General features: G+C 48.2%; 17 protein-coding genes and 1 tRNA gene. 6 read left to right on the top strand and 12 right to left on the bottom strand.

What is annotated here, in order from left to right; translation table 11 throughout:
* Nucleotides 1–119 precede the first annotated feature (119 nt).
* On the top strand, nt 120–1,613 hold the full coding sequence (locus J2T14_RS07220; RefSeq protein ID WP_307469321.1) for a stalk domain-containing protein: 1,494 nt from the start codon (nt 120–122) through the stop codon (nt 1,611–1,613).
* 146 nt (nt 1,614–1,759) lie between these two features.
* On the opposite strand, the gene J2T14_RS07215 is transcribed toward J2T14_RS07220, so the two are convergent.
* A complete protein-coding gene (locus J2T14_RS07215; protein ID WP_307469319.1) occupies nt 1,760–4,315 on the bottom strand; it encodes an adenosylcobalamin-dependent ribonucleoside-diphosphate reductase in 2,556 nt (851 codons plus the stop codon).
* A gap of 306 nt (nt 4,316–4,621) precedes the next feature.
* Here J2T14_RS07215 and J2T14_RS07210 point away from each other — a divergent pair, with 306 nt between their 5' ends.
* From J2T14_RS07210 to J2T14_RS07200, 3 genes are all read left to right on the top strand, one after another.
* On the top strand, nt 4,622–6,436 hold the full coding sequence (locus J2T14_RS07210; protein WP_307470397.1) for a DEAD/DEAH box helicase: 1,815 nt from the start codon (nt 4,622–4,624) through the stop codon (nt 6,434–6,436).
* Nucleotides 6,433–7,383 carry a YqhG family protein gene (locus J2T14_RS07205; protein WP_307469316.1) on the top strand — a complete coding sequence of 317 codons (951 nt, stop codon included), beginning with the start codon at nt 6,433–6,435 and terminating at the stop codon, nt 7,381–7,383. Before J2T14_RS07210 ends, J2T14_RS07205 begins: the two co-directional genes overlap by 4 nt.
* Nucleotides 7,384–7,563: 180 nt before the next feature.
* Nucleotides 7,564–8,499 carry a hypothetical protein gene (locus J2T14_RS07200; protein WP_307469312.1) on the top strand — a complete coding sequence of 312 codons (936 nt, stop codon included), beginning with the start codon at nt 7,564–7,566 and terminating at the stop codon, nt 8,497–8,499.
* Here the strand turns inward: J2T14_RS07200 and J2T14_RS07195 are convergent.
* On the bottom strand, nt 8,461–8,703 hold the full coding sequence (locus J2T14_RS07195) for a YqzE family protein (RefSeq protein WP_307469309.1): 243 nt from the start codon (nt 8,701–8,703) through the stop codon (nt 8,461–8,463). The genes J2T14_RS07200 and J2T14_RS07195 overlap by 39 nt on opposite strands.
* A gap of 145 nt (nt 8,704–8,848) precedes the next feature.
* Between J2T14_RS07195 and J2T14_RS07190 the strand changes: the two genes are divergently transcribed.
* Complete coding sequence (locus J2T14_RS07190) at nt 8,849–9,559, top strand: N-acetylmuramoyl-L-alanine amidase family protein (protein ID WP_307203707.1); 711 nt, start codon at nt 8,849–8,851, stop codon at nt 9,557–9,559.
* On the opposite strand, the gene J2T14_RS07185 is transcribed toward J2T14_RS07190, so the two are convergent.
* On the bottom strand, nt 9,524–10,357 hold the full coding sequence (locus J2T14_RS07185) for a divergent polysaccharide deacetylase family protein (RefSeq protein WP_307469307.1): 834 nt from the start codon (nt 10,355–10,357) through the stop codon (nt 9,524–9,526). The genes J2T14_RS07190 and J2T14_RS07185 overlap by 36 nt on opposite strands.
* Nucleotides 10,358–10,484: 127 nt before the next feature.
* Here J2T14_RS07185 and J2T14_RS07180 point away from each other — a divergent pair.
* A tRNA-Leu gene (locus J2T14_RS07180) sits at nt 10,485–10,571 on the top strand.
* 5 nt (nt 10,572–10,576) lie between these two features.
* Here the strand turns inward: J2T14_RS07180 and cntE are convergent.
* Genes cntE through J2T14_RS07135 form a run of 9 tightly spaced genes read right to left on the bottom strand, consistent with a single transcriptional unit; the run spans nt 10,577 to nt 19,798 of the window.
* Nucleotides 10,577–11,785, bottom strand: coding sequence for a staphylopine family metallophore export MFS transporter CntE (gene cntE / locus J2T14_RS07175; RefSeq protein WP_307469306.1), 1,209 nt, complete (start codon nt 11,783–11,785; stop codon nt 10,577–10,579).
* A 33-nt stretch (nt 11,786–11,818) separates the two neighbouring features.
* A complete protein-coding gene (locus J2T14_RS07170; protein ID WP_307469305.1) occupies nt 11,819–12,565 on the bottom strand; it encodes an ABC transporter ATP-binding protein in 747 nt (248 codons plus the stop codon).
* Complete coding sequence (gene cntD / locus J2T14_RS07165) at nt 12,566–13,375, bottom strand: staphylopine uptake ABC transporter ATP-binding protein CntD (RefSeq protein WP_307469304.1); 810 nt, start codon at nt 13,373–13,375, stop codon at nt 12,566–12,568.
* The gene (gene cntC, locus J2T14_RS07160; RefSeq protein WP_307203702.1) at nt 13,356–14,243 is read right to left on the bottom strand and encodes a staphylopine uptake ABC transporter permease subunit CntC; all 888 of its coding nucleotides are present in this window, start codon (nt 14,241–14,243) and stop codon (nt 13,356–13,358) included. The genes cntD and cntC overlap by 20 nt, the downstream gene beginning before the upstream one ends.
* A complete protein-coding gene (gene opp1B, locus J2T14_RS07155) occupies nt 14,243–15,175 on the bottom strand; it encodes a nickel/cobalt ABC transporter permease (protein ID WP_307203701.1) in 933 nt (310 codons plus the stop codon). The genes cntC and opp1B overlap by 1 nt, the downstream gene beginning before the upstream one ends.
* 8 nt (nt 15,176–15,183) lie before the next feature.
* Nucleotides 15,184–16,797, bottom strand: coding sequence for a staphylopine-dependent metal ABC transporter substrate-binding lipoprotein (gene cntA, locus J2T14_RS07150; RefSeq protein ID WP_307469303.1), 1,614 nt, complete (start codon nt 16,795–16,797; stop codon nt 15,184–15,186).
* Nucleotides 16,798–16,823: 26 nt separating this feature from the next.
* Entirely contained in the window at nt 16,824–18,125 is a 1,302-nt protein-coding gene (locus tag J2T14_RS07145; protein WP_307469301.1) for an opine metallophore biosynthesis dehydrogenase, read from the bottom strand.
* Nucleotides 18,126–18,143: 18 nt separating this feature from the next.
* The gene (locus J2T14_RS07140; RefSeq protein WP_307469298.1) at nt 18,144–18,938 is read right to left on the bottom strand and encodes a nicotianamine synthase family protein; all 795 of its coding nucleotides are present in this window, start codon (nt 18,936–18,938) and stop codon (nt 18,144–18,146) included.
* Nucleotides 18,939–18,964: 26 nt separating this feature from the next.
* Nucleotides 18,965–19,798, bottom strand: a complete 834-nt coding sequence (locus J2T14_RS07135) for a diaminopimelate epimerase (protein WP_307470395.1) — start codon at nt 19,796–19,798, stop codon at nt 18,965–18,967.
* Between the last annotated feature and the right edge of the window lie 114 nt (nt 19,799–19,912).

Below are 19,912 nucleotides of genomic sequence, written 5' to 3'. Positions count from 1 at the left end.
CCTTTAAGCATACTGCTCCTTGGTTCTGTATTAGGTCATGCCGTCTCTTATTTAGTCGCAACTTTTCTATGCCAGCAGACGTCTTACAAATATTGCCTAATATGTAGAGGGGGACTCTGATGAATAACTACTTTAAAAAACCGAAGCTGTTTCTTGCTGCTGTTCTTGCAACCCTTATGATTTTTCCAACGAATCTATATGCCGGAACGGAAGCCAATACCAGATACTTGAACGACATTGTACAGATCAGTACGTCGTCTTTTGGAGACACCCACGCGTTAGCTTTGGATCAGAACGGCGTTGTATGGGCATGGGGCGATAATTTCTCCGGTCAAGTAGGCGACGGGACAACAGGCTATAAAACTGCCGCTGTTCCCGTATTACAGGATGCTCAAAAAATCGAAACCAGTGATACCAATAGCTTTGCGCTGAAAAAGGACGGGACGGTCTGGGTGTGGGGTCAAGCAACGGGGTTGCAGGGCAACGGGACATTAAACTCCATATCCGGCATTGAAGACTTCGTTAAACCAACACAAATCAAAGCGCTGACTAACGTTGTTGATATCCAAGCCGGTTCTTATCATGTCCTTGCCTTAAAGTCGGATGGCACGGTTTGGTCCTGGGGAGATGCAAACTTGGGCAAGCTCGGAAGATCCGAATGGAAGCAATCCATTGCTAAGGCTACTACGCCTATGATGGTGCCGGGTCTTCAAAATATAAAGTCCATCTATGCGGGCGATGGCTTCTCGGCTGCAACGGACGAGGCCGGAATAACGTGGGCATGGGGTGTGTTAAGCAGTTATTTCGATATTATCGATAACGTCGTATCCAAATGGGAACCCGTAAAGCTCTTTGATTTTCCAGTAACGGAAATCGATGATATGTCCAACCGAATCTATGTGACCAAGGACGACGGCACACTCTGGGAGGTTCAAAAAACATTAAAGATCAAGCAAGTCATGATAGATGTCCTAACTTTTAGCTGCGGGCATTCTAGCTGCGCCGTCATAAAAACGACTGGAGATACTGTCAAATTTAACGATGCGGCTGCTATCCAAAAGATTGGTTTAGTTATAAAACCAAATGAATTGAAGCAAATAGACTTCAATTATTCGACTTTATTGTTACTATTGAATGGCACCGTACACTCTTACGGCAGGATCACTTCGATTACCGGAAATGAAATGATCAATGATCCCGATTATAATAAATACGCGAATCTAACAAATAAGATGGCGACGGAGCCTCATCTTAGACCCGTCTGGAAAGCGATCACGCTTAACCTTAACGATTCAGAGGCTAAGCTGACGACAAACCCGATCGTCATTAAAGGGGTTTCTTTCGTTCCGCTGCGAGGAGTGATTGAGGAAATGGGCGGTCAAGTCCAATATGATAACGGCGATATTACAATATGGAACGATCGGAATAAGATCAAACTCAAAATCAGAACGACAGCCGCGTCAATAAACGGGCAAAACACGACATTAACGGCTCCGCCGTTGGTAGTCAGGGGCAAGACAATGGTTCCGCTTCGTTTTATAAGCGAAGGCCTAGGCGCATCGGTCGAATGGGACGAAGAAAATCGAGTCATTTCGATTAAGACGGAGAAATAATTGCTTGCGTTATGGCAATTGAACAAAGAAAAAAACGAATGAAGATGAAGGCCACGACCATGTCGATATGGTTCGCGGCCTCTTCCACATTCGTTGTCAGGTTTGCCCTGAAATGCTGCCTGCCTGTCTCTAGCTCTGCAACTTACTCAATTACACTTGCTGTAACCACACGTACTGCATTGCTTGCAGCCTTCGATATTAATTAGCGTTGCCGAGCCGCATGACGGACATAAGTCGCGTGAAGTATCGGCATGATGATCTGCATGCGGATTGTCCGCTTGGATAGTCGGTGCTTCCACCGCAGCCGCGTACTCCTCTGCGCCCTCCGTATGAATCTCCAGCGCCTTTGCCACCGCATCGGCAATCGACTCCACCCGATTCACGCCAAACCCGATTGCACCCGATCCGCCGATCCCTTTCAAATGCTTAATAAGCAGCTTCGATTTGTTGCCATGATCGCCGTAACGAAGGAACAGCGAGCAGACGCGGCCAAGCGCTTCCGCCATAGCGAATACGTCCGACCCTGCTTTGCCGACGTTCAGGAAAATCTCGGCTGGCGATCCGTTCAAATCGTTGATCGTAATGTAAGCCATGCCGAACGGTGTGTTGACTTTATAGGTTGCACCCTTCAATACTTGAGGCCGACGTTTGTATTCCTTATCCAGTACCTGTCCTGCCTTGATCGATTGCGTTTCTTTCGTTTCTTCTACCTGTGGCGCAATCTCTTCGTCTGGCATTGTCTCGATCGCCGCAGGAACTTGCTTGTCTTCTTCCTTCTTGGTTGAAAGCACCTGCACGTCTCGACTACCATCGCGGTAGATCGTTACGCCCTTGCAGCCAAGCTCGAAGGCCAGTTCATACAGCCGCGCCGTCTCTTCCACGGTGAAGTCGGCCGGGCAATTCGCCGTCTTCGAGATCGAGCTATCTACCCAACGCTGAATCGCTGCCTGTACGCGAATATGATCCTCCGCGGACAAACTCATCGACGTTACGAAATAGTCGGGGAGTTCTTCTCCCGGATGCTCTTCCTTCCACTGCGCGGCAATCGGCACAAATTGTTTATCGTGGCCGAGTCGGCTTTGGCGGTAATACTCGAAGGCGAAGTACGGTTCAATGCCCGTCGAAGTGCCGACCATCGTTCCGGTACTGCCCGTCGGCGCTTGCGTCAAGACCGTAACGTTGCGCATGCCGTTATCCCTAATCGCTTGCCCAACCTCCGGATACCGCTCCGTTATATTGCGCATGAATCCGCTTTGCAGGAACGGATCTGCTTTGAACGCTTTGAACGATCCTTTCTCTCCCGCAATTTCTGCCGAAGCGAGGTAGGACTCTCTCGCCATAAAGGCATACAGCTTATCAAGGAACGCAAGCGATTCAGGGCTGCCGTATCGGATGCGCAGCTTGATCATCAATTCAGCAAGTCCCATCGTACCAAGCCCAATTCGACGTTCCAGCTTCTGATTTCGTTCATTCTCCTCGAAATGGTACGGCGTCGTTTCAATGACATTATCGAGAAAACGAACCGACCACCGCGTCACCTTCGCCAGCTCATCCCATGCGACGTCATGCTTCTCTTCATCGTAGAATCTCGACAAATTGACCGCCGAGAGGTTGCAGACGCCCCACGCTGGAAGTCCTTGTTCACCGCAGGGATTCGTACTGATTATCGGATTAAAATACCAGCTGTTCGACATTTGATTGTAATACTCCATGAAGACGACGCCCGGCTCCGCCGACTTCCATGCCGACTCGATGATCGTCTGCCATATATCGCGAGCGCGAACCGTTTTATAGGGAATCACTTTCTTGCCCGACTTGCGCCACGCTTCCAGATCGCCTGTCCACAGCTCGTCATAACCCTCTTCCCTCGTATCGGGAAATACGAGCTCCCAATCGAGGTCTTCTTTTACCGCGTGCATGAATGCATTGCTGACGCACACCGACAGATTGGCATTCGTCACCTGCCCCATCGTTTGCTTGACCGTAATGAACTCCATCACATCAGGATGCCAGTCGTTAATCATTAGCATTAAGGCGCCTCTTCTTGAACCGCCTTGCTCGATCAACCCCGTCGTATAACTGAACAATCCGCCCCAAGAGACAGACCCGCTGGATGCGCCGTTGACGCCGGCGACGATCGAACGACGCGGGCGGAGCGAGGACAGATTCATGCCGACGCCACCGCCGCGGGCCATAATTTCGGTCATCTCCGAGAGCGACTTCATAATGCCGCCCCTGCTGTCCTTCGGGGATGGGATCACGTAACAGTTAAATAGAGTCAGTTCCTCGCTCGCGCCTGCTCCGGCAGCGATTCTGCCTCCCGGGACTAACTTCCAATCGTCTAAAATATACCGAAAACGCTCCTGCCACTCCCCGCGCTTATCCTCCGTCAGCTCCGCCGAAGCCATTGCCTTAGCCAGCCGATCCCACATCTCCTCCGGCGTTTTCTCAATCGTAAGCGACAGCTTCGCGGTTGTCGTATCGACAACCTCGCCGCTCCGAAGCTGCACTCGCGCGCCGGCGCTGGACAGCTCCGTAACTTCCCCGACTTGCTTAGTCGGAAACTTCGAATCGTCCTTCGTCAAGACGAGCACCGTATCGCCGACTTTGACTTGCCTGGAATCGGCATGCTTCCATGCGTAACGATCCAAAAATATTTTCTCGCTAAGCCCCTCCAGCTTGGTTCCCTGTTCTGTACCCATCGCCGTCTCAGTCTCCTCCCATACTCCATCCTTTTCCCATTCCGAATAGCCAACCCTCGCCAACAATCACAATATATTGTGTATTATATTCATTATACTATACCATATGTTGATTCACACTCTTATTTTCCTCGAATTTCCTTTATGAACTCCGCTTACATGCCTTCTATCTCGATCGGGCTTGTCCGCACTCTTTTTTGTGCGCCATCTTATTAATCTTTGTTGAAAAGGCCATACTAATGACAACTTATGCCTAATCCATGCGGAAGGGAGCTGATCTCCATGTCATTTACGAACCAGCCACAGATGAGTTCAACCGATACGGGAATATCCTACGTCACGAAAAAGCTTCATCCGCTAGTCGATCTGCAATACGACCGTTCCTGGTTTGATGAGCTTCAGAACCGTATCGCCAAAGGAGGTCCGTGGGACGACTGGACACTCTATCAGCTTGCTATGGAAGCCGAGCAAGCGAGACGCATTGAGAGCTTCGAGCAATTGCAATGCTTGCGCAGTCTTCCCGACTTCGAGCCGATGCCGCATCAGATCGGCACGGCGCGCAAGGTGCTGCATGAAATGGGCGGACGGGCGATTCTCGCCGACGAAGTCGGACTTGGCAAAACGATAGAAGCCGGCCTCGTGCTCAAGGAATACATGGTTCGCGGCCTTGTGAAGCGCGCGCTCATTCTCGTTCCCGCATCGCTCGTATTGCAATGGGTACGCGAGCTGAACCAGAAGTTCGGCATCTCCGCCGTTGCCCAGAAGAAGGAGTACACTTGGGGATACGACGTCGTCGTCGCCTCAATTGACACGGCGAAGCGCGACCCTCATCGCGAGCTCGTATTGAATACCGATTACGACCTCATCATCATCGACGAGGCACACAAGCTCAAGAACAAAAAAACGACAAACTACCAATTCGCGAACCTGCTTCGCAAAAAATATTGCTTGCTCCTAACCGCAACGCCGATCCAAAACGATCTCGACGAGCTGTTCAATCTCATTACCCTCCTTAAGCCGGGGCAGCTTGGCGGCCAAAGCGACTTCGCCGCCAACTTCGTCGTCGATAAGCGGCTGCCGAAGAACGAGGATCAGCTTCAAGAAGCGCTCTCAGGCGTCATGATCCGCAATCGGCGCGGCGACGGCGGCATTCATTTTACGAAACGTCTCGTTCGCAACGTCCCCCTCGCCCTTTCCGAAGACGAGAAAGCGCTCTACGATGCCGTAACCGGCTTCGTCAAAGAACGGTACGACGAGAGCGGAGGCGATCTGTCGAGCATGCTGTCGCTCGTAACGCTGCAGCGCGAAGTATGCAGCAGCCGCGACGCCGTTTTCCTTACGCTTGTTAATTTGTTCAAGAAGACGAGCGAAGATTCGCCGATGCGTCCGAGAATTTGGGAACTCGTCGAGAAGATCAAGAGCATAAAGGCAAATACAAAAGCCGAAAAAACGTTGGAGCTCGTGAAGGAAATGAACGAGAAGGTCATTATTTTCACGGAATATCGGGCGACGCAAGAATATTTGCTGCAATTTTTCCGCACGCACAATATGACCGCCGTCCCTTATCGCGGCGGCATGAATCGCGGCAAAAAAGATTGGATGATGGACCTTTTCCGCGGCAACGCACAAGTGCTGATCGCGACGGAAGCCGGCGGCGAGGGCATCAACCTGCAGTTCTGCCACCATATGATAAATTTCGATCTGCCATGGAATCCGATGCGCGTCGAGCAGCGAATCGGGCGGGTGCACCGTCTTGGCCAGACCGAGGACGTGAAAATATACAATCTATGTACGCTTGGCACGATTGAGGAGCATATCGTTAGTTTGCTGCATGAGAAGATCAATCTATTCGAGCTCGTCATAGGCGAGCTCGACCATATCCTGGAACGCTTCGAGAAAGGCGACGGTTCCATTGAGCAGCGACTGGCGCGATTGCTGCTGGAAGCGGGCAACGATAACGATCTGAAGCAGCAGATTAGCGAGCTGGGCTCTTCGCTTAACCAGATCCGCGGCGAAGTGCAGTCGACGGCCGGCGATACGTTGACCTCCTCGAATCCGCATTCGCATGAGCTGCTCATCCATACGGATAAGCTCGGACAAACCGTGGAGGTGCGACCATGAACGAGAAACAAGTTCATAAGTTCGTCAATCGGTACTTGGATGCAACGGAATGCTCGATCTTGGAGAAATCTCCGGCTCACTTCACCGTTAAGCTTTCCCCAAATGCAGACCGTGAACTGACGAACCGGCCATATTACTGGAGCTTCGTCGATCGGATGGGTACGGAGCCGGAGACGATGACTTATTTGCTCGTTACCGATAAGCAGAAGTACGAAGCGATGGCGAATGAGAACGAAGCAGCTTCGAAGGCAAGAGCTGCCGAATCGGAAATGGATCAAGCGACGAATGCAGCGCTAAACCGCTCTCTCGGATTCGTACACGGCAGCTTGGCCGCGGGCGTTCGCGTTCCGCGCGAGGATCTTTACTTCGGCTCGCGCAAGCTGGAGCAGCTGTTCGATGCGGCCAAGACGAAGGGCAGCTTCGTTTACTTATTCCAAGAGATGGACAAGAAGAGTCCGCATCCTTACAGCTCTTCTCCATACACCGCGTGGCTCGGCGTGAATATGCGCGTTGAATTCGCCTGCGACCGCAAGCGCGAGGAGATCCATTGCTTCGGGGTTTCGCTGGCGACGGGCTTATGCGTGGAACAATTCCATGATCGGCTGCTGAACATGAAGCTTTCGCCCCGGCTGCCCTCCAACGTTCATATTACGCGCAATGGCCTGTCGTACAACAAGGCGCTGAATATCGTGGAAGCCGCGCTCGAACGCAAGCTTAAGAGCTATGATTACGGCTGGGCCGGAGATGCATCCGCAAGGCTGGAGGAAGAGCTCGCAAGAATTAAAGGCTATTACGAGCCCCTTGTCTCGAACGCTCCGGGAGAATCGAAGGCAGCGATCGAGGAGCAATTCGCTCAGCGGCAAGCCGAAATCCGATGGCAATTCGAGCCTCGGGTGACGGCATCCGCCATTAATTGCGGCATCTTCCACCTTGAGGGCATCGACTGACGACAATCTGACCTCATTCGTACGGAAACGTCAAAAAAAGGCGGTCGCATGACCGCCTTCGCCCGACAAGTTGCAACAGCCTTTTTGCTCCATACCGCGTACAATTCAAGCATGTTGATCTAGGCTTGTCCCCATAGTAAGTATTACAGTCCTTTGCGACTACGGAAAGGGGTTCGTTCATTGCCACTCATGAAATGGCGGAAGCTGCTCGCTTCGGTTGCTCTAATCGGATTGCCTCTTTACTCTTTAAGCGGTTTCTCTAACGGGTATTCTTTAATCGGCATGGAGGAAGCTCGTGCTGACGCAGCTAATTCATCGGTGACGACAGTTACGGATGAAATTACCGGTCAAGCACATGCTTTTGCCAAACAAATCGCCGCTCAGCCGCAGTTCGCGGGATGGGAAAACGCCGAATTAACGATCACGGCGCTTGGACCGGGTATGCATAGTTGGCTAGTGCTCGTGAAGAAACAGAAAACGATCATCGGTTATATGGTGTTGAACGCGACGGAGGCGGGAGGTTTTCAATTAGGCGAATACGGGATAAGCAGCGAACCGCTCTTCGGAGGCGATTCTTTGCAGCATTCCATGCTGCAGCTCGGATTGGATCAAGGTGCTGATAACGTGAATATGGAGCGCATCTATATCCATCCGCTGCTCGCGGCCTGGAAAATATCGTCGGGCAATGCCGATTTCTATACCGACGCAGCTAGCGGGGAGCAGTTGCCGACGACGAATAAAAGCTGGGCTGCAGCGTCCAAGGCAGAGGAGGCGCAAGGAGCCTTATACCAAGCGAATGTCGAACACAAGGTTCAGAAATCGCATTCCTTGCCTTCATTCGATCCTTTCGCCAAGCTTCCATGGATGACGAGTAAACCATTGGCAATCAACCCTGTCAAATACTCATCGCTGCTTGTAAAAATAAATGGCCAACAGCAGCTGCGGTATGTCGCCGAGCGGTTCGATGGCCAAATGTTATATGCCTGGTCTGTTGTAGGCTATCACAACTGGACAAGCGGGCATCCTTATATCGCTTTGGAAGCTGACGAAACAAGCGGTTTGCGCCGATTCATTCCGCTACAGCTCTTGCTGGGTCTTGGCTCTTTTTATAGCTGAAGTGCTCTGACGCTCCGCCCTTATTTTCCACCATATCATCAAGCTTGCCGGTCCCCATCCGAACCAACGCGTCAGCCATGGCTCCCTTAGCGCTTTGGCTGACGATCTTGTCTGTTTCCTCTGTTCCTTCGGCGTCTCCATGTAGGTAACGAATTGCTCCGTCATATATTTCGCGAGTTCATTTGCTCCTTTAATTTTGGCCATTACGATCGTTCCCCCATCCAAAAAGTCTGCAATATTGTTGATGATATAAGCTTTCCCCGCTTGTTCCAAACATAAACGTGCATGAGTTTTCCTCCGATTAGCCACGATAAGCATATCCCTTTTACGCAATGGAGGAATTCCCGTTATGCATCGTTTCCCGTTCGCCTGCCTTATAGCTGCGCTGCTTCTTATTCCCATTGGCTCGCGACCGGCTGCGGCTGCCATGCCGTTCCAACCTGTAATATCGGAATCGGAGCATGGTTGGGCGCTTCCGAACACCGTCGTCATCATTGATGTCGGCCACGGAGGCATCGACGGAGGAGCATCTTACGGCGATATGCTGGAGAAAGATATTAATCTGGCCGTAGCGCAGAAGCTGTATGCGATCTTGCGCGCGCAAGGTATCGCCGCCGTTATGAACCGCACCAGCGATTATGCGCTAAGCGAGGACAATCGCTGGCAACTAAGCCGCTCCAGACATCGCAAAGACCTATCGCAGCGCAGACAATTAACGGAAGAAATCGACAGCGAGCTTCTCGTCAGCTTGCATGTCAACTCGGCCAAGAACAAATCCAAGTATGGGCCTCTCGTTCTGCATCAGACGAGCGGCGAAAGCGCGCTGCTTGCATTCTGCATTCAGGATGCGCTCAACAGGCAGCAGAACACCGGATTTCTGCCGCGCGAAGGAAAGCCGTTCTATTTGCTCCGCCGAGTGCAGCAGCCCTCCGTCATCGTCGAGATGGGCTTCATCAGCTCCGAGCGGGATCGCGGTATGTTGACCGACCCCGCCAAGCAGCAGGAAATAGCGGAAGCCGTCGCCTTAGGGATTCGGCAATATAAGTGGATTGCCCGCTGACCCGCTCACCAGCGCCGAAAGCTTCACGAACTGCACATCGGATTGCATGACTGGAATCGATTGTTTTAGTACGGAAGCCGTCTTAAGGCCGGAAGGGCCGACATGTCCGATCGTGACGCCGATCTCATGCGATTCCATATGCTTGCGCAGCAGCGATATTTGTTTCGAAATATGCCCTACGGAATAGACATCGTCAAGAAATACGTCGTTGGACACTAACGGAACGCCAAGCTCGGCCGCGATTTTCGGTACGACCGTCTTGTAGGTGGTTCGGCTGTCGAGAAAGAACAGGCCGCGCTCCTTGCATACGCCAAGCACGATACGCATCATCCGTTCGTCGGCCGTCACTTTCGAGCCCATGTGATTGTTCATGCCTATCGCATGCGGCACATCGTCGATTGCCGCTTCTACGCGCTTTCGAACTTCTTCGTCGGACAAATCGGTCGTAAGAGCGCCCGGACCCAACCATTTCCTTAGTCCTTTGTTCGGCTCCATCGGCATATGGACAATGACATCATGGCCCTTCTTATGCGATAGCTCGGCATCCTGCTTCGTCGTTGGCAGGAACGGCATAATGGCTGCCGTGAACTTCACCGGCAGCTTCATCATCTCCTCCGTTCCCGCCATTCCGTTGCCGAAATCGTCGATGACGATGGCAACGAAACGTTTCTGCGACTGCGGCCGTTCAAGTGCGGAAGCTAGCGCAGTTGCTTTCATCTGTCCGACGGCTAATAAACATAATGCTATTGTGAATATAAGTACCCGTATGCCTTTACCGTGTCCCCATCGTTTCAACATAAACGCTCCACCATTCTTTTTTAATTTCATTGTTTGTGATAGCGAAGGAAAATATGCTGAATATTAGAACTTTAGCCAAGGTGTTGACTCCCGGCTGAACGCCATGCTAACATAAGGAACGTAATATGCGGTCATGGCGGAATTGGCAGACGCGCTAGATTCAGGTTCTAGTGTCAGCAATGACGTGGAGGTTCGAGTCCTCTTGACCGCACCAACCATTCAGTTAACAGGTTCGTGGAATTGCTCTTGGAGCGATCTGCGGACCTTTTTTTCATAGGAAAGAATGATCATCGCAGCGCCCAAAATAGCGCAAATCATATACATAAACGAGTATGAGGATAAATCGGCTATCGGCCCCATTAAGAAGCCGCCCATTGAAATGCCTAAATCAGCCGTAGCGATAAATAAACCGATTAACACATTTCGATTCTCCTGGGGCAAAATAAAGGATAAATAGGTTGTTAAGGTTGGATAAATAACGGCCTGGGCTAGTCCCAATAAAATGGCGCCCGCATAAAAAAAGACAGCTCCTGCATATATAGAAAGGCTTACGAATAGCGCCGCTACTGCCAGAAGAAGCATAATCCCCATCATAAAAGAGGAATGCCATTTCCCGTCGGAGGGAATCTTTTTTCTTAAAGCGATACGAGCCAATACGACAATGCCCGCCTGAAGCATGAGATAAATTCCGGCATTTCCGTTTTCTAATTGGGGAGCGTACAGTGGAATAAAGGTAGTAATCGCCCCAAACACCATGTGGGAGACCAACATCAACAAACTGCATTTAAACAGGACCCGATTTGTTACCAGTTGACTATATAATTGCAGCGTGCTTAATCCTTGCTCGTTAGGGTTGGCAGACGGCTGTTCGCTACCTTTATCCATTTTGACGGTATAACCGAACACCCCCGAAAAGACGGCAATGGCTATCATCACGATTGTAAAGCTATCCATACTCCCGGCTTGCCAAATGCTTAACGCCAGCAGAGGACCTATAATGCCCGGTATAAAAGAAAACAAGGAATACAACGAAATGCCCTGAGAGCGATCCTTCTCCGGCAATGAATCGATAATGCCTATCTGCAAGGCCATTGAAAAAAAGGCCGTGGACACCCCTTGCAATATCCGCGCTATTAAATAACCTTCTAATCCGGTAAACGTATATAGGATTAAAGCAAATCCATTCGTAATTAGAATAAGGCGCAGCACCTTTATCGGCCCGTGCTTTTGAATGATCCGACCTGCCCACGGACGGAAGAACATGGTTGTAAACATATAGGCTCCCATGATCAAGCCGATGGTTGTGCTGCTGGCCCCGAGCGATCCCCCCTGCAAAGGGATAATCACATTCAATATGGCATTGGCGCTAAAATAAAGAAGAGCCAACAAATACAAACGCAGAAATGGCCAAGACATAGCTCCGCTCACAATCTTTAATCCTCCTATGTCGACTTCCCTTTATTAAAAGGTTATTAAAAACTTCAACAACTTTTTCGCGTATTCGGACTGAACGTCCTTAAGGTTTTCCAAATGGACCGTTTCTTCGATTTCACCATTTCTAAAAATAATGACCCTGTCGCAAATATAGGCAGCGGCCTGAATATCATGAGTTATAAAAACATAGCTCATTTTATGCTTTTTTTTCAATTCCTTTAATAGATCAAGGATCTGGGTTTGGACGGATACATCCAAGGAGCTGATCGCTTCGTCGAATAAAATGCATTTCGGTTCCGTCGATAGGGCTCTTGCGATACATACCCTTTGAACCTCTCCTCCCGATAGCTCATGAGGATGTTTTTTTCTATAGGACGGATTTAAACCTACTTGGTATAAGAGTCGATCAATCCTGCTGCGGGTTTCTTTTTGATCCTTTTTTCGAGCCTTTAACGGCTCCACAATGGCCTCTTCAACCGTAAAAAACGGGTTTATGGAGGATGTATAATCTTGAAACACGGCGCTGATATTGCCGAAGCGCACGGTTCGATCCTGCACATTGTTTCCTTCGAATAAAATCGTACCGCGATCGGGTTTTTCGATTCCTGCGATTAAACGGCCTATCGTTGATTTGCCGCTTCCGCTTTCTCCGATAATGCCGAGACACTCGCCGTTATAGCATTCGAAGGTAATATTGTTCAAGATCTTCTGCTTTTCTTTAGAAAACAATCCGCCTTTACGATATGATTTTTCGATATTGGCAACTTTCAGCATTTACATCTCCTCCCCCATTATTTTTTTGAAACGGCTGCTGAGCGCCAGTCTGGAGGATACTAAATAGTTGGTATATTCATGCTTCGCTTCTGAAAAAACGGCATGAATATTTCCTCTTTCGACAATGACTCCATCCTTCATGACCAAAACGTCGTCGGCGACTTTTTTGACGACGCCCAAATCATGCGAGATAAAGATCATCGAGCAGCCCCAGCGCTCTCGCAGCTTCGTAAATTGTTCAACGACTTCATATTGCGAGATGGTATCCAGAGCCGTCGTCGGCTCATCGGCGATAATAATGTCGGGCTCCAATACGATGGCGAGTGCAATCATGACCCGTTGCAGCATCCCCCCCGATAGCTGGTGCGGATACTTGTTCATGATCTCCAGCGGATCTTTCAGCATAACGCTTTCCATAGCCTTTTTCATTCTTTGTTCCGTCTCGCTTTTGCTCCAGCCAAAATGCTCGGCAAGCGTCTCCTTTAAATGAACGCCGACCACGCAAGAAGGATCGAATGCACGCATGCCGTTTTGCAAAATCAAACAAAGATTTTTTCCTCTTCGTTTCCTCATCTCCTTTTCGGTAAGATGATTCAAGTTTTCTCCTTTAAATAAAATGTCTCCCGATTGACGAATCCAGGCTTTATTCAATCTCATAATGGCTCTGCAGGTCACGGACTTCCCGCTGCCGCTTTCGCCGACGATCGCCAGGCAGCTTCCTTGCTTTAAATGGAAAGAACTATTATGGATAATGACTTTATTCCGGTTGGCATCCCATAGCTTTAAATGTTCAACTTCTAATATATTCATATACGGGTTGTTTCCCCTCTTCTTCTTGAAGGCTAGCGTTAGAGGTCGTTAATTTAGGATCCAATGCGACTTGAAGGGCATCGGAAACAAAATTGAACGCCGAAACGATCAAAATAATGGCCAAGCCGGGGGCCAGCATAAGCTCCGGTCTTGAAAACATCACTTCCCTCGCCTCGTTCAACATCATTCCCCACTCCGCATTCGGGGCTTGAATGCCCAAACCGAGAAAGGAGAGGCCCGATATTTGCAAGATCATCGAACAAATAGAACCGCTCGATATAACGGCGATATCGGCAAAGGTAACTGGTATAATATGCTTGACCATTATCCTCCAATGACCAATGCCGGATGCTTTCGCGAACTTCACATAATTCATTTCGGCATACTGCATGACGGACGTTCGGATGACTCTGGCAAACCACGCCCATTTCATTACGACGAACGCGATTAATATATTTTCAAGGCCCGCCCCCAATATGCCCACAACCGCCAAGGTCATCACGTAACCCGGGAACGAGAGCATAATATCGCAGATTCGCATCAAAAAAGCATCGGTTTTGCCTCTGAAATAACCTGAAATAAAGCCGATGACAGCTCCAATAAAAACAGACAGGATCAATGCAACCAAAACCCATAGGACGCTGGGACGAATGCCATAAATGATCCTGGATAAAATACATCTTCCCAAATGATCGTTGCCCAATGCATATTCCCACGACGAGGATGCGTACCGAAGCTTCATATTGACTTCAGCCGGGTCATGCGGCGCAAATAAAGGAGCAAATACACCGGCGACGATCGTGATCGCAATGACGATTAAAGATGCGATAGCGAGCCTATCTCGACTCAAGTTTTTCAAAGTTCGCATTAGATATCCTTTCTTAATTTAGGATTCATCGCGGCATTGACAATGTCCGAAAAGGTATTAAACGCGACAAAGGCTGCTGCCAGTATGAGAACATAGGCTTGGATAATGGGAAAATCCCTGCTTAGAATGGATTTAACGCTCAGCCTTCCTAATCCGGGCCACGCAAAAACATTTTCGATGACTACCGTGCTTCCCAGAATAATGGGGATAGCCATGCAAAATATCGATATCGCAACCTGCAATGAATTTCTTAAAATATGCATCGTAATCTTCTTTTCGCTTAAACCGCTAGCCCTGCCATATAGAACATAATCTTCATTAAGATTGCTTATCATCGAGCTTCTAACGGTTCTGAAATAAATGCCTGCATAACTTACCGTAATCACAATGACCGGGAGAATATAGCTTTTATACGAATCCATCCCGCTTGTCGGCAATAAATCCAGCTTAACGGAGAAATACCAGATCATAATGGACGCAAGCCAGTATGAAGGCATTGCCGTCAGGAAAAAGGAAATGCCTCTTATCGATCTATCCGCTATTTTCCCTTCCCTAAGCGCACAGATCACGCCTAATGCGATGGACAAAACGATAATGCACACGGATGAAACGAACGTTAGCTTAAGCGTATTGAGAAATGCGGGCGCTATCGACGACCATACGGTTTCTCCCGTGACGTATGAATCCCCGAAGTCCAACCTTAAGCAGTCTAACGCCCAATTCAAATATTGGATGATAAACGGCTTATCCATTCCCAGCTCCGCTCTCGTCTCGGCAATCAGCTCATCCGTTATTTCAGGAATTTCTTGCGCTTGCAATACGACGACGGCCGGATCCAAGGGAGAAAGGTTGATCAATACAAACGTTAACAATGAAATAATGAAGAGCAGCGGGACGGTTAACGATAGTCTTTTAACAATGTAGCTTCCCATCGGCCTCGTTATTTAAAACTCATTTGCTCGAATGGCAGCTCGAATTGCGTTTGCTTAAATGAAATGCCGTTTACGTTTTTTGGGGCAACTACAGTGACGCGGCCATTCGAAATCGGAATAAAGACGGCTTCGTCATGAACGATCTTCATAATATCGGCATACAATGACTTTCGCGTGTCCTCATCGGTGGATACCATTACCTCATCGATTTTGTCGTACAGCTCATCCGCATTCGCGATGCCGCTAGTCGTATGCAAATAAGCGGACTCGGAAGTAAAAGCGGAGATCGTGCTTTGCGGATCATACGCAAGTCCCCATGTTTGATTGAATAATAGATCATAGTCGCCGGTGGATCTTCTATTCGCGATCGAGGTTGACTCCTCGCCGGCAATGTCCAGTTGAATGCCCACCTCTTTTAGAGAGCTTTGGATATATTCGGCCTGCGTTTTTTGGGATGAAGAATTGCTGTCGTAATATAATTTTATTGCCAATGGGTTGCCGTCTTTCGTTCTAACCGAGCCTTCCGCCAATTTCCAGCCTGCTTGTTCTAAGCTGTCTTTCGCCGCTTCCAAATCATAATCCCGTTTCTTCAGTTCGACAGCTGCATAATTGACGTTAGCCGAGAATAGCGTATCGGCCGCTTCTTCCGTCCCGTTAAAGATATCCCGAGTAATGGTTTCCCTGTCGATCGCGTGCCAAATGGCTTCACGAACAGCCGTTTCGCTGACCGGATTATCCGATTTGCTGCTATTGGCTACGATCATTTTCGTATTCATGGCTTCGCTTTTCACCAGCTGATAATCGCCCGAATCCACGAGTTGATTCATGGCCTCCACGTCGATACTGTCCGTTCCGCGATCATCCGTGAAAATAAAGTTTATTTCTCCTTTTTGAAGGGCTAAAAATGTCGTTTCCCCCGCCGGCAATACTTTTGAAGTAATTTTGTTTATTTTAGGCGCGCCGCCCCAGTAGGTTTCATTCGCTTCGAAAGTGGCCTTCTCGTCGGTTTTATGCTCGGTCAGCACGTAAGGCCCTGTGCCGTGGTAGCCGTTTACGCCGTCTTTTGTACCTCCGTCAATAAAGTCCTTCGGCGATAGGAATACATAGGGCCTGGTCATCGACAATTCGACTAACGTTGGATAATAGGCTTCCGACAGGACTAATTCAAATGTATATTCGTCTACGACATTCGTACCCGTTATTTTAGTGGATAGTTTAATCCAGGAATGCTTTTCTTTGTTAGCCTGGACGGCATCGAAATTTTGTTTCACCGCTTCCGCGTTGAACGGTTCTCCATCATGGAACTTCACGTCTTTTCTTAAATGGAAGGTATATGTTTTTCCGTCATTCGAAACTTCCCATGATTCCGCAAGCAGGGGCTTGATGCCTTCTTTCGTATTTTCGATTAAAGATTCATATACCATGCCTTGAGCCGGCATGGAGCCTGCGTAAAAATGAGGATTCATATCGTTTATATCTTTGGCCGATGCATAAATGAGTTCGGATTCCGCTTCGTTATCCGCCGATATCGTTTTACCGGCATTTTCTCCGCTGCAGCCCGCCAGCAGGACAATAAAACAAGCAACCGCACATAAATAAATGAAAACATTTCTTTTATACATCGTATTTCCTCCTATAAACTTTTCAGTTACACTATTTTTTTACCTATTTCACTGCATATCCTCTTCAAATCCTCGTCAAAATGCTGAACGGCAAAAGCGCCGGACAACGGCTCTCCTTTATGAGCCCCAGCTACCTTTTCGATTTTGCCCTCATAAGTGTGAATGAATTTGTCTATGGTCGGGCATCCCACTTCTAAATATCTCGCGATTCCTTGAATGATTTTTATGCGGTAATAGTCTTCCTTTGGCATTCTGGGTATATCTAAATGCCCTTCCCGATTGACGAACATTTTCCTAAAAGGAACGGCGGAAAAATCAAAGTACTTTCCGTCCTGATCGGGCTCCGAGAAAGGATCGATCAATAATGACGTATAACGTATGTATAATAAATACTCTTGATGAATCGTCTCTAAATGATTGAAGTTCTCTATATCGTGACGCGATAAGCTTTCCAACCTTACCGGATAATTGTCATCCGTCATAAATTGGAGCAAATTCATGCTTTGTATATTTACCTTCCCTAAAATAGCCGTAATCTCTTTCCATTGGGCCAGCATGTCGCGTATCAAATATGGCGTGATAGGTCCCTCGGGATACATTTTATATACATATTTTTTGCTGTCCGCTTCGTCAAAAATGGCGCTTAACGAAAAATCGTTCATGAACAGCGGCGGGTGCACGTACAAAGAAATATTTCTTGTTTCCGCCTCGATTGGAGATGCCATAACTTCCAGGGCAATGCCTAAACGCTCGTACACTTGGCATAAGATGTCCACATTTCCGGACGGAGCATGCGTCGAGCCGATAAACGTTTTTTTCTTGACCCCTGTTGTAATGACCTGATTGGAAGGTCCATCGTGTTTCCAACGCGTATCGCCGTAATAGGTAGAGAAGCTGATCACTTCCGCATTCGGATTATAATCGTTCATATAATGGCTTATTAAGCTATTCGAACCGAACGTTGGAGAAACGAGAACGATGCAGCCGACTTGTTTTAGCACCTTATCTTCTATTTGTTTTAATACCTCGATATACGCATCCGTTGTCACGGCCATAATAAGAGTATCCCATTCCGCCTTCACTTCTCCGTACCCCATCAAAACTTCATCAATGATGCATTCGCCTTCCAGCTTGCGATGCTTTTCATTTTGAATGCTTGCGCGAACGCGTCGGTCATTTTGCTTGAGCGCCGCGAAAAAAGGCTCCGAACGGGACGATTCTCTTCCAACTATTCCTACGCGGCAATGCAATTGGTTTTTTAACGTGACAGCAAGCTGAATGGATGCAGGGCCGGTTCCTAATACTAAGACTCGCTTAAAACCGCTCATATAAGCCTCCCGGTAAATCTATACTTTTTTATACAAAGCAATATCGAACACGTCATCCGGTCGCAATATATCATCAACCATCTTCCACTTATTCTCGTCGACCTCTTGCATGGGGTAATTAAACAAGGACTTGAACCCGTTGCCATATCTCATAGCCACAACTACATCTTGATTCGTCAATGCATGTAACTGATCCAATAGCTCGTATTTAATTTCAACCGTTGAACTGAAAATGATATGGGTCGCCTCTTGCGCAAATGCAAGATTTTCAATTAACGTTTTTTCCAATCGAATGTTCAAATCGTTGCCTAATTTCTCTACGACCTTTCGGCCAAGCTGAAGGGCTTCCTCGTCGATATCGATTCCGACAACCTCCGCTCCCGTTCGTTTTGCGATTAATAGCGGCGTCATCGGGAATGCGCCCGAGCCAACTAATATGACTTTGGAGTCGGAAGCAACTTGAAAGCTGCCGAATTCCTTTTCGATGCAGGCTTCTATATTTTTGAAATAATCGGTTATCTCGGCCTTCCCGTCCTGTAATTTGATAGCGCGATATTTCTCCATGATAGCAACGCAAAGTGCCGATTTTCTCCTTAAATCCAATACAAGCGGATTCAGATCGCCGAGCTCTTCCCGTTCCAATCGTTCCCAAGCTTCCTTGTTTCCCCTATCGGTGATAAATTTCGAATAGTCATCGATTACCCTTTCCAGTTGCGGGAAATGATGCACGGATTGATTATATTCCCTTGAAAAATCATTGAATTTTTTTGAAAATTCAGTTAAATGCACCTGGACGTTTTCTAACGCATTCATTCCTTCCACTCCTCAAAGCGTATTGGCTAACCGTCTATAAAAGCTTTGCCCCGTGCTACGATTCCGACCGATCCTTCAATGGCGAGACTAACCAATTCTTCTTTATGCCACTTGGCCATGGCATGAATAATGCCGCCTGGCTGCCTGATTTGCGCAACGATCCCGCTCTTGTTTTTCCAGGCCAAGTAGGCTCCCAAAGAGGCAGTACCCGAACCGCATCCTCTTTCCCAAATCATGCTATCCAGTTGCGGAACATAAATAAGCGGTGCCAATTCTTCGGAATGCGGATTGTACAATAAAATAGCGATCAGGTTGGATCCTAAAGTTAACCCAAGCAGCTTGGCCAATGTTTCTGCTTTCTTTTTCACCTTTTTATTGAATTGCTCCACTTCGATCACGATATGAATAAACTCAGGGTATCTCACGATAATGATGTCCAGATCGTTTCCCTCGTATTGTATCGTTCTCTGTTCGATCTTTTTAGGAATAGGCATAGAAACTTGACAGGAAAATTCGTCGAAATTTCTTTTCACTCGGCAATTTATTAATTGATCTATGCCTGAAACCTCCAAACATATTTCCGCCAAATCATTATGCTTAAGTCCTTTTTCGGATGCAATCAACGCTGCCAATGCCATGCAAGCATTTCCGCAGAACTCGCCTCCAGCCATTTGCAGATGTGCGGCAGCCTCTTGTTGAATCGGTTTTTCTATAAACCCTACTTGTTCAGCATATACGCTGTCATATGACATGATTTTAGAGGAGATGTGCTCGTATTCTTCAGCCGGATGATTGGTTTTAACAAGGATCGTCATATTTTGGGTAGGGTTGAATTTTATAAAATCTATTTCCCGTTTCATCACAACTAGCTCTGCACTCCTTATTTTGAGTTTCCTTTTTCTTTATCGCCTTAGTGATAATCGTTACCATTACGATTAACAATTAAAATGTAGCACGATATTTCGTGAGCGTCA

This window comes from Paenibacillus harenae (genome assembly GCF_030812415.1).
GTDB lineage: Bacteria > Bacillota > Bacilli > Paenibacillales > Paenibacillaceae > Pristimantibacillus > Pristimantibacillus harenae_A.
Note: the sequence above shows the minus strand (reverse complement) of the source record. Positions and strands in the feature narration are given on the sequence as shown.

Bases quoted from the DNA above. Each gene is read 5' to 3' on its own strand.
- J2T14_RS07220 (WP_307469321.1), top strand. From the start codon at position 120: ATGAATAACTACTTTAAAAAACCGAAGCTGTTTCTTGCTGCTGTTCTT.
- J2T14_RS07205 (WP_307469316.1), top strand. From the start codon at position 6,433: ATGAACGAGAAACAAGTTCATAAGTTCGTCAATCGGTACTTGGATGCA.
- J2T14_RS07145 (WP_307469301.1), bottom strand. From the start codon at position 18,125: ATGAGCGGTTTTAAGCGAGTCTTAGTATTAGGAACCGGCCCTGCATCC.
- J2T14_RS07190 (WP_307203707.1), top strand. From the start codon at position 8,849: ATGCATCGTTTCCCGTTCGCCTGCCTTATAGCTGCGCTGCTTCTTATT.
- J2T14_RS07135 (WP_307470395.1), bottom strand. From the start codon at position 19,798: ATGAAACGGGAAATAGATTTTATAAAATTCAACCCTACCCAAAATATG.
- cntA (WP_307469303.1), bottom strand. From the start codon at position 16,797: ATGTATAAAAGAAATGTTTTCATTTATTTATGTGCGGTTGCTTGTTTT.
- J2T14_RS07195 (WP_307469309.1), bottom strand. From the start codon at position 8,703: ATGGCCAAAATTAAAGGAGCAAATGAACTCGCGAAATATATGACGGAG.
- cntC (WP_307203702.1), bottom strand. From the start codon at position 14,243: ATGCGAACTTTGAAAAACTTGAGTCGAGATAGGCTCGCTATCGCATCT.
- J2T14_RS07140 (WP_307469298.1), bottom strand. From the start codon at position 18,938: ATGAATGCGTTAGAAAACGTCCAGGTGCATTTAACTGAATTTTCAAAA.
- opp1B (WP_307203701.1), bottom strand. From the start codon at position 15,175: ATGGGAAGCTACATTGTTAAAAGACTATCGTTAACCGTCCCGCTGCTC.
- J2T14_RS07170 (WP_307469305.1), bottom strand. From the start codon at position 12,565: ATGCTGAAAGTTGCCAATATCGAAAAATCATATCGTAAAGGCGGATTG.
- J2T14_RS07185 (WP_307469307.1), bottom strand. From the start codon at position 10,357: ATGTTGAAACGATGGGGACACGGTAAAGGCATACGGGTACTTATATTC.
- cntD (WP_307469304.1), bottom strand. From the start codon at position 13,375: ATGAATATATTAGAAGTTGAACATTTAAAGCTATGGGATGCCAACCGG.
- J2T14_RS07210 (WP_307470397.1), top strand. From the start codon at position 4,622: ATGAGTTCAACCGATACGGGAATATCCTACGTCACGAAAAAGCTTCAT.
- J2T14_RS07215 (WP_307469319.1), bottom strand. From the start codon at position 4,315: ATGGGTACAGAACAGGGAACCAAGCTGGAGGGGCTTAGCGAGAAAATA.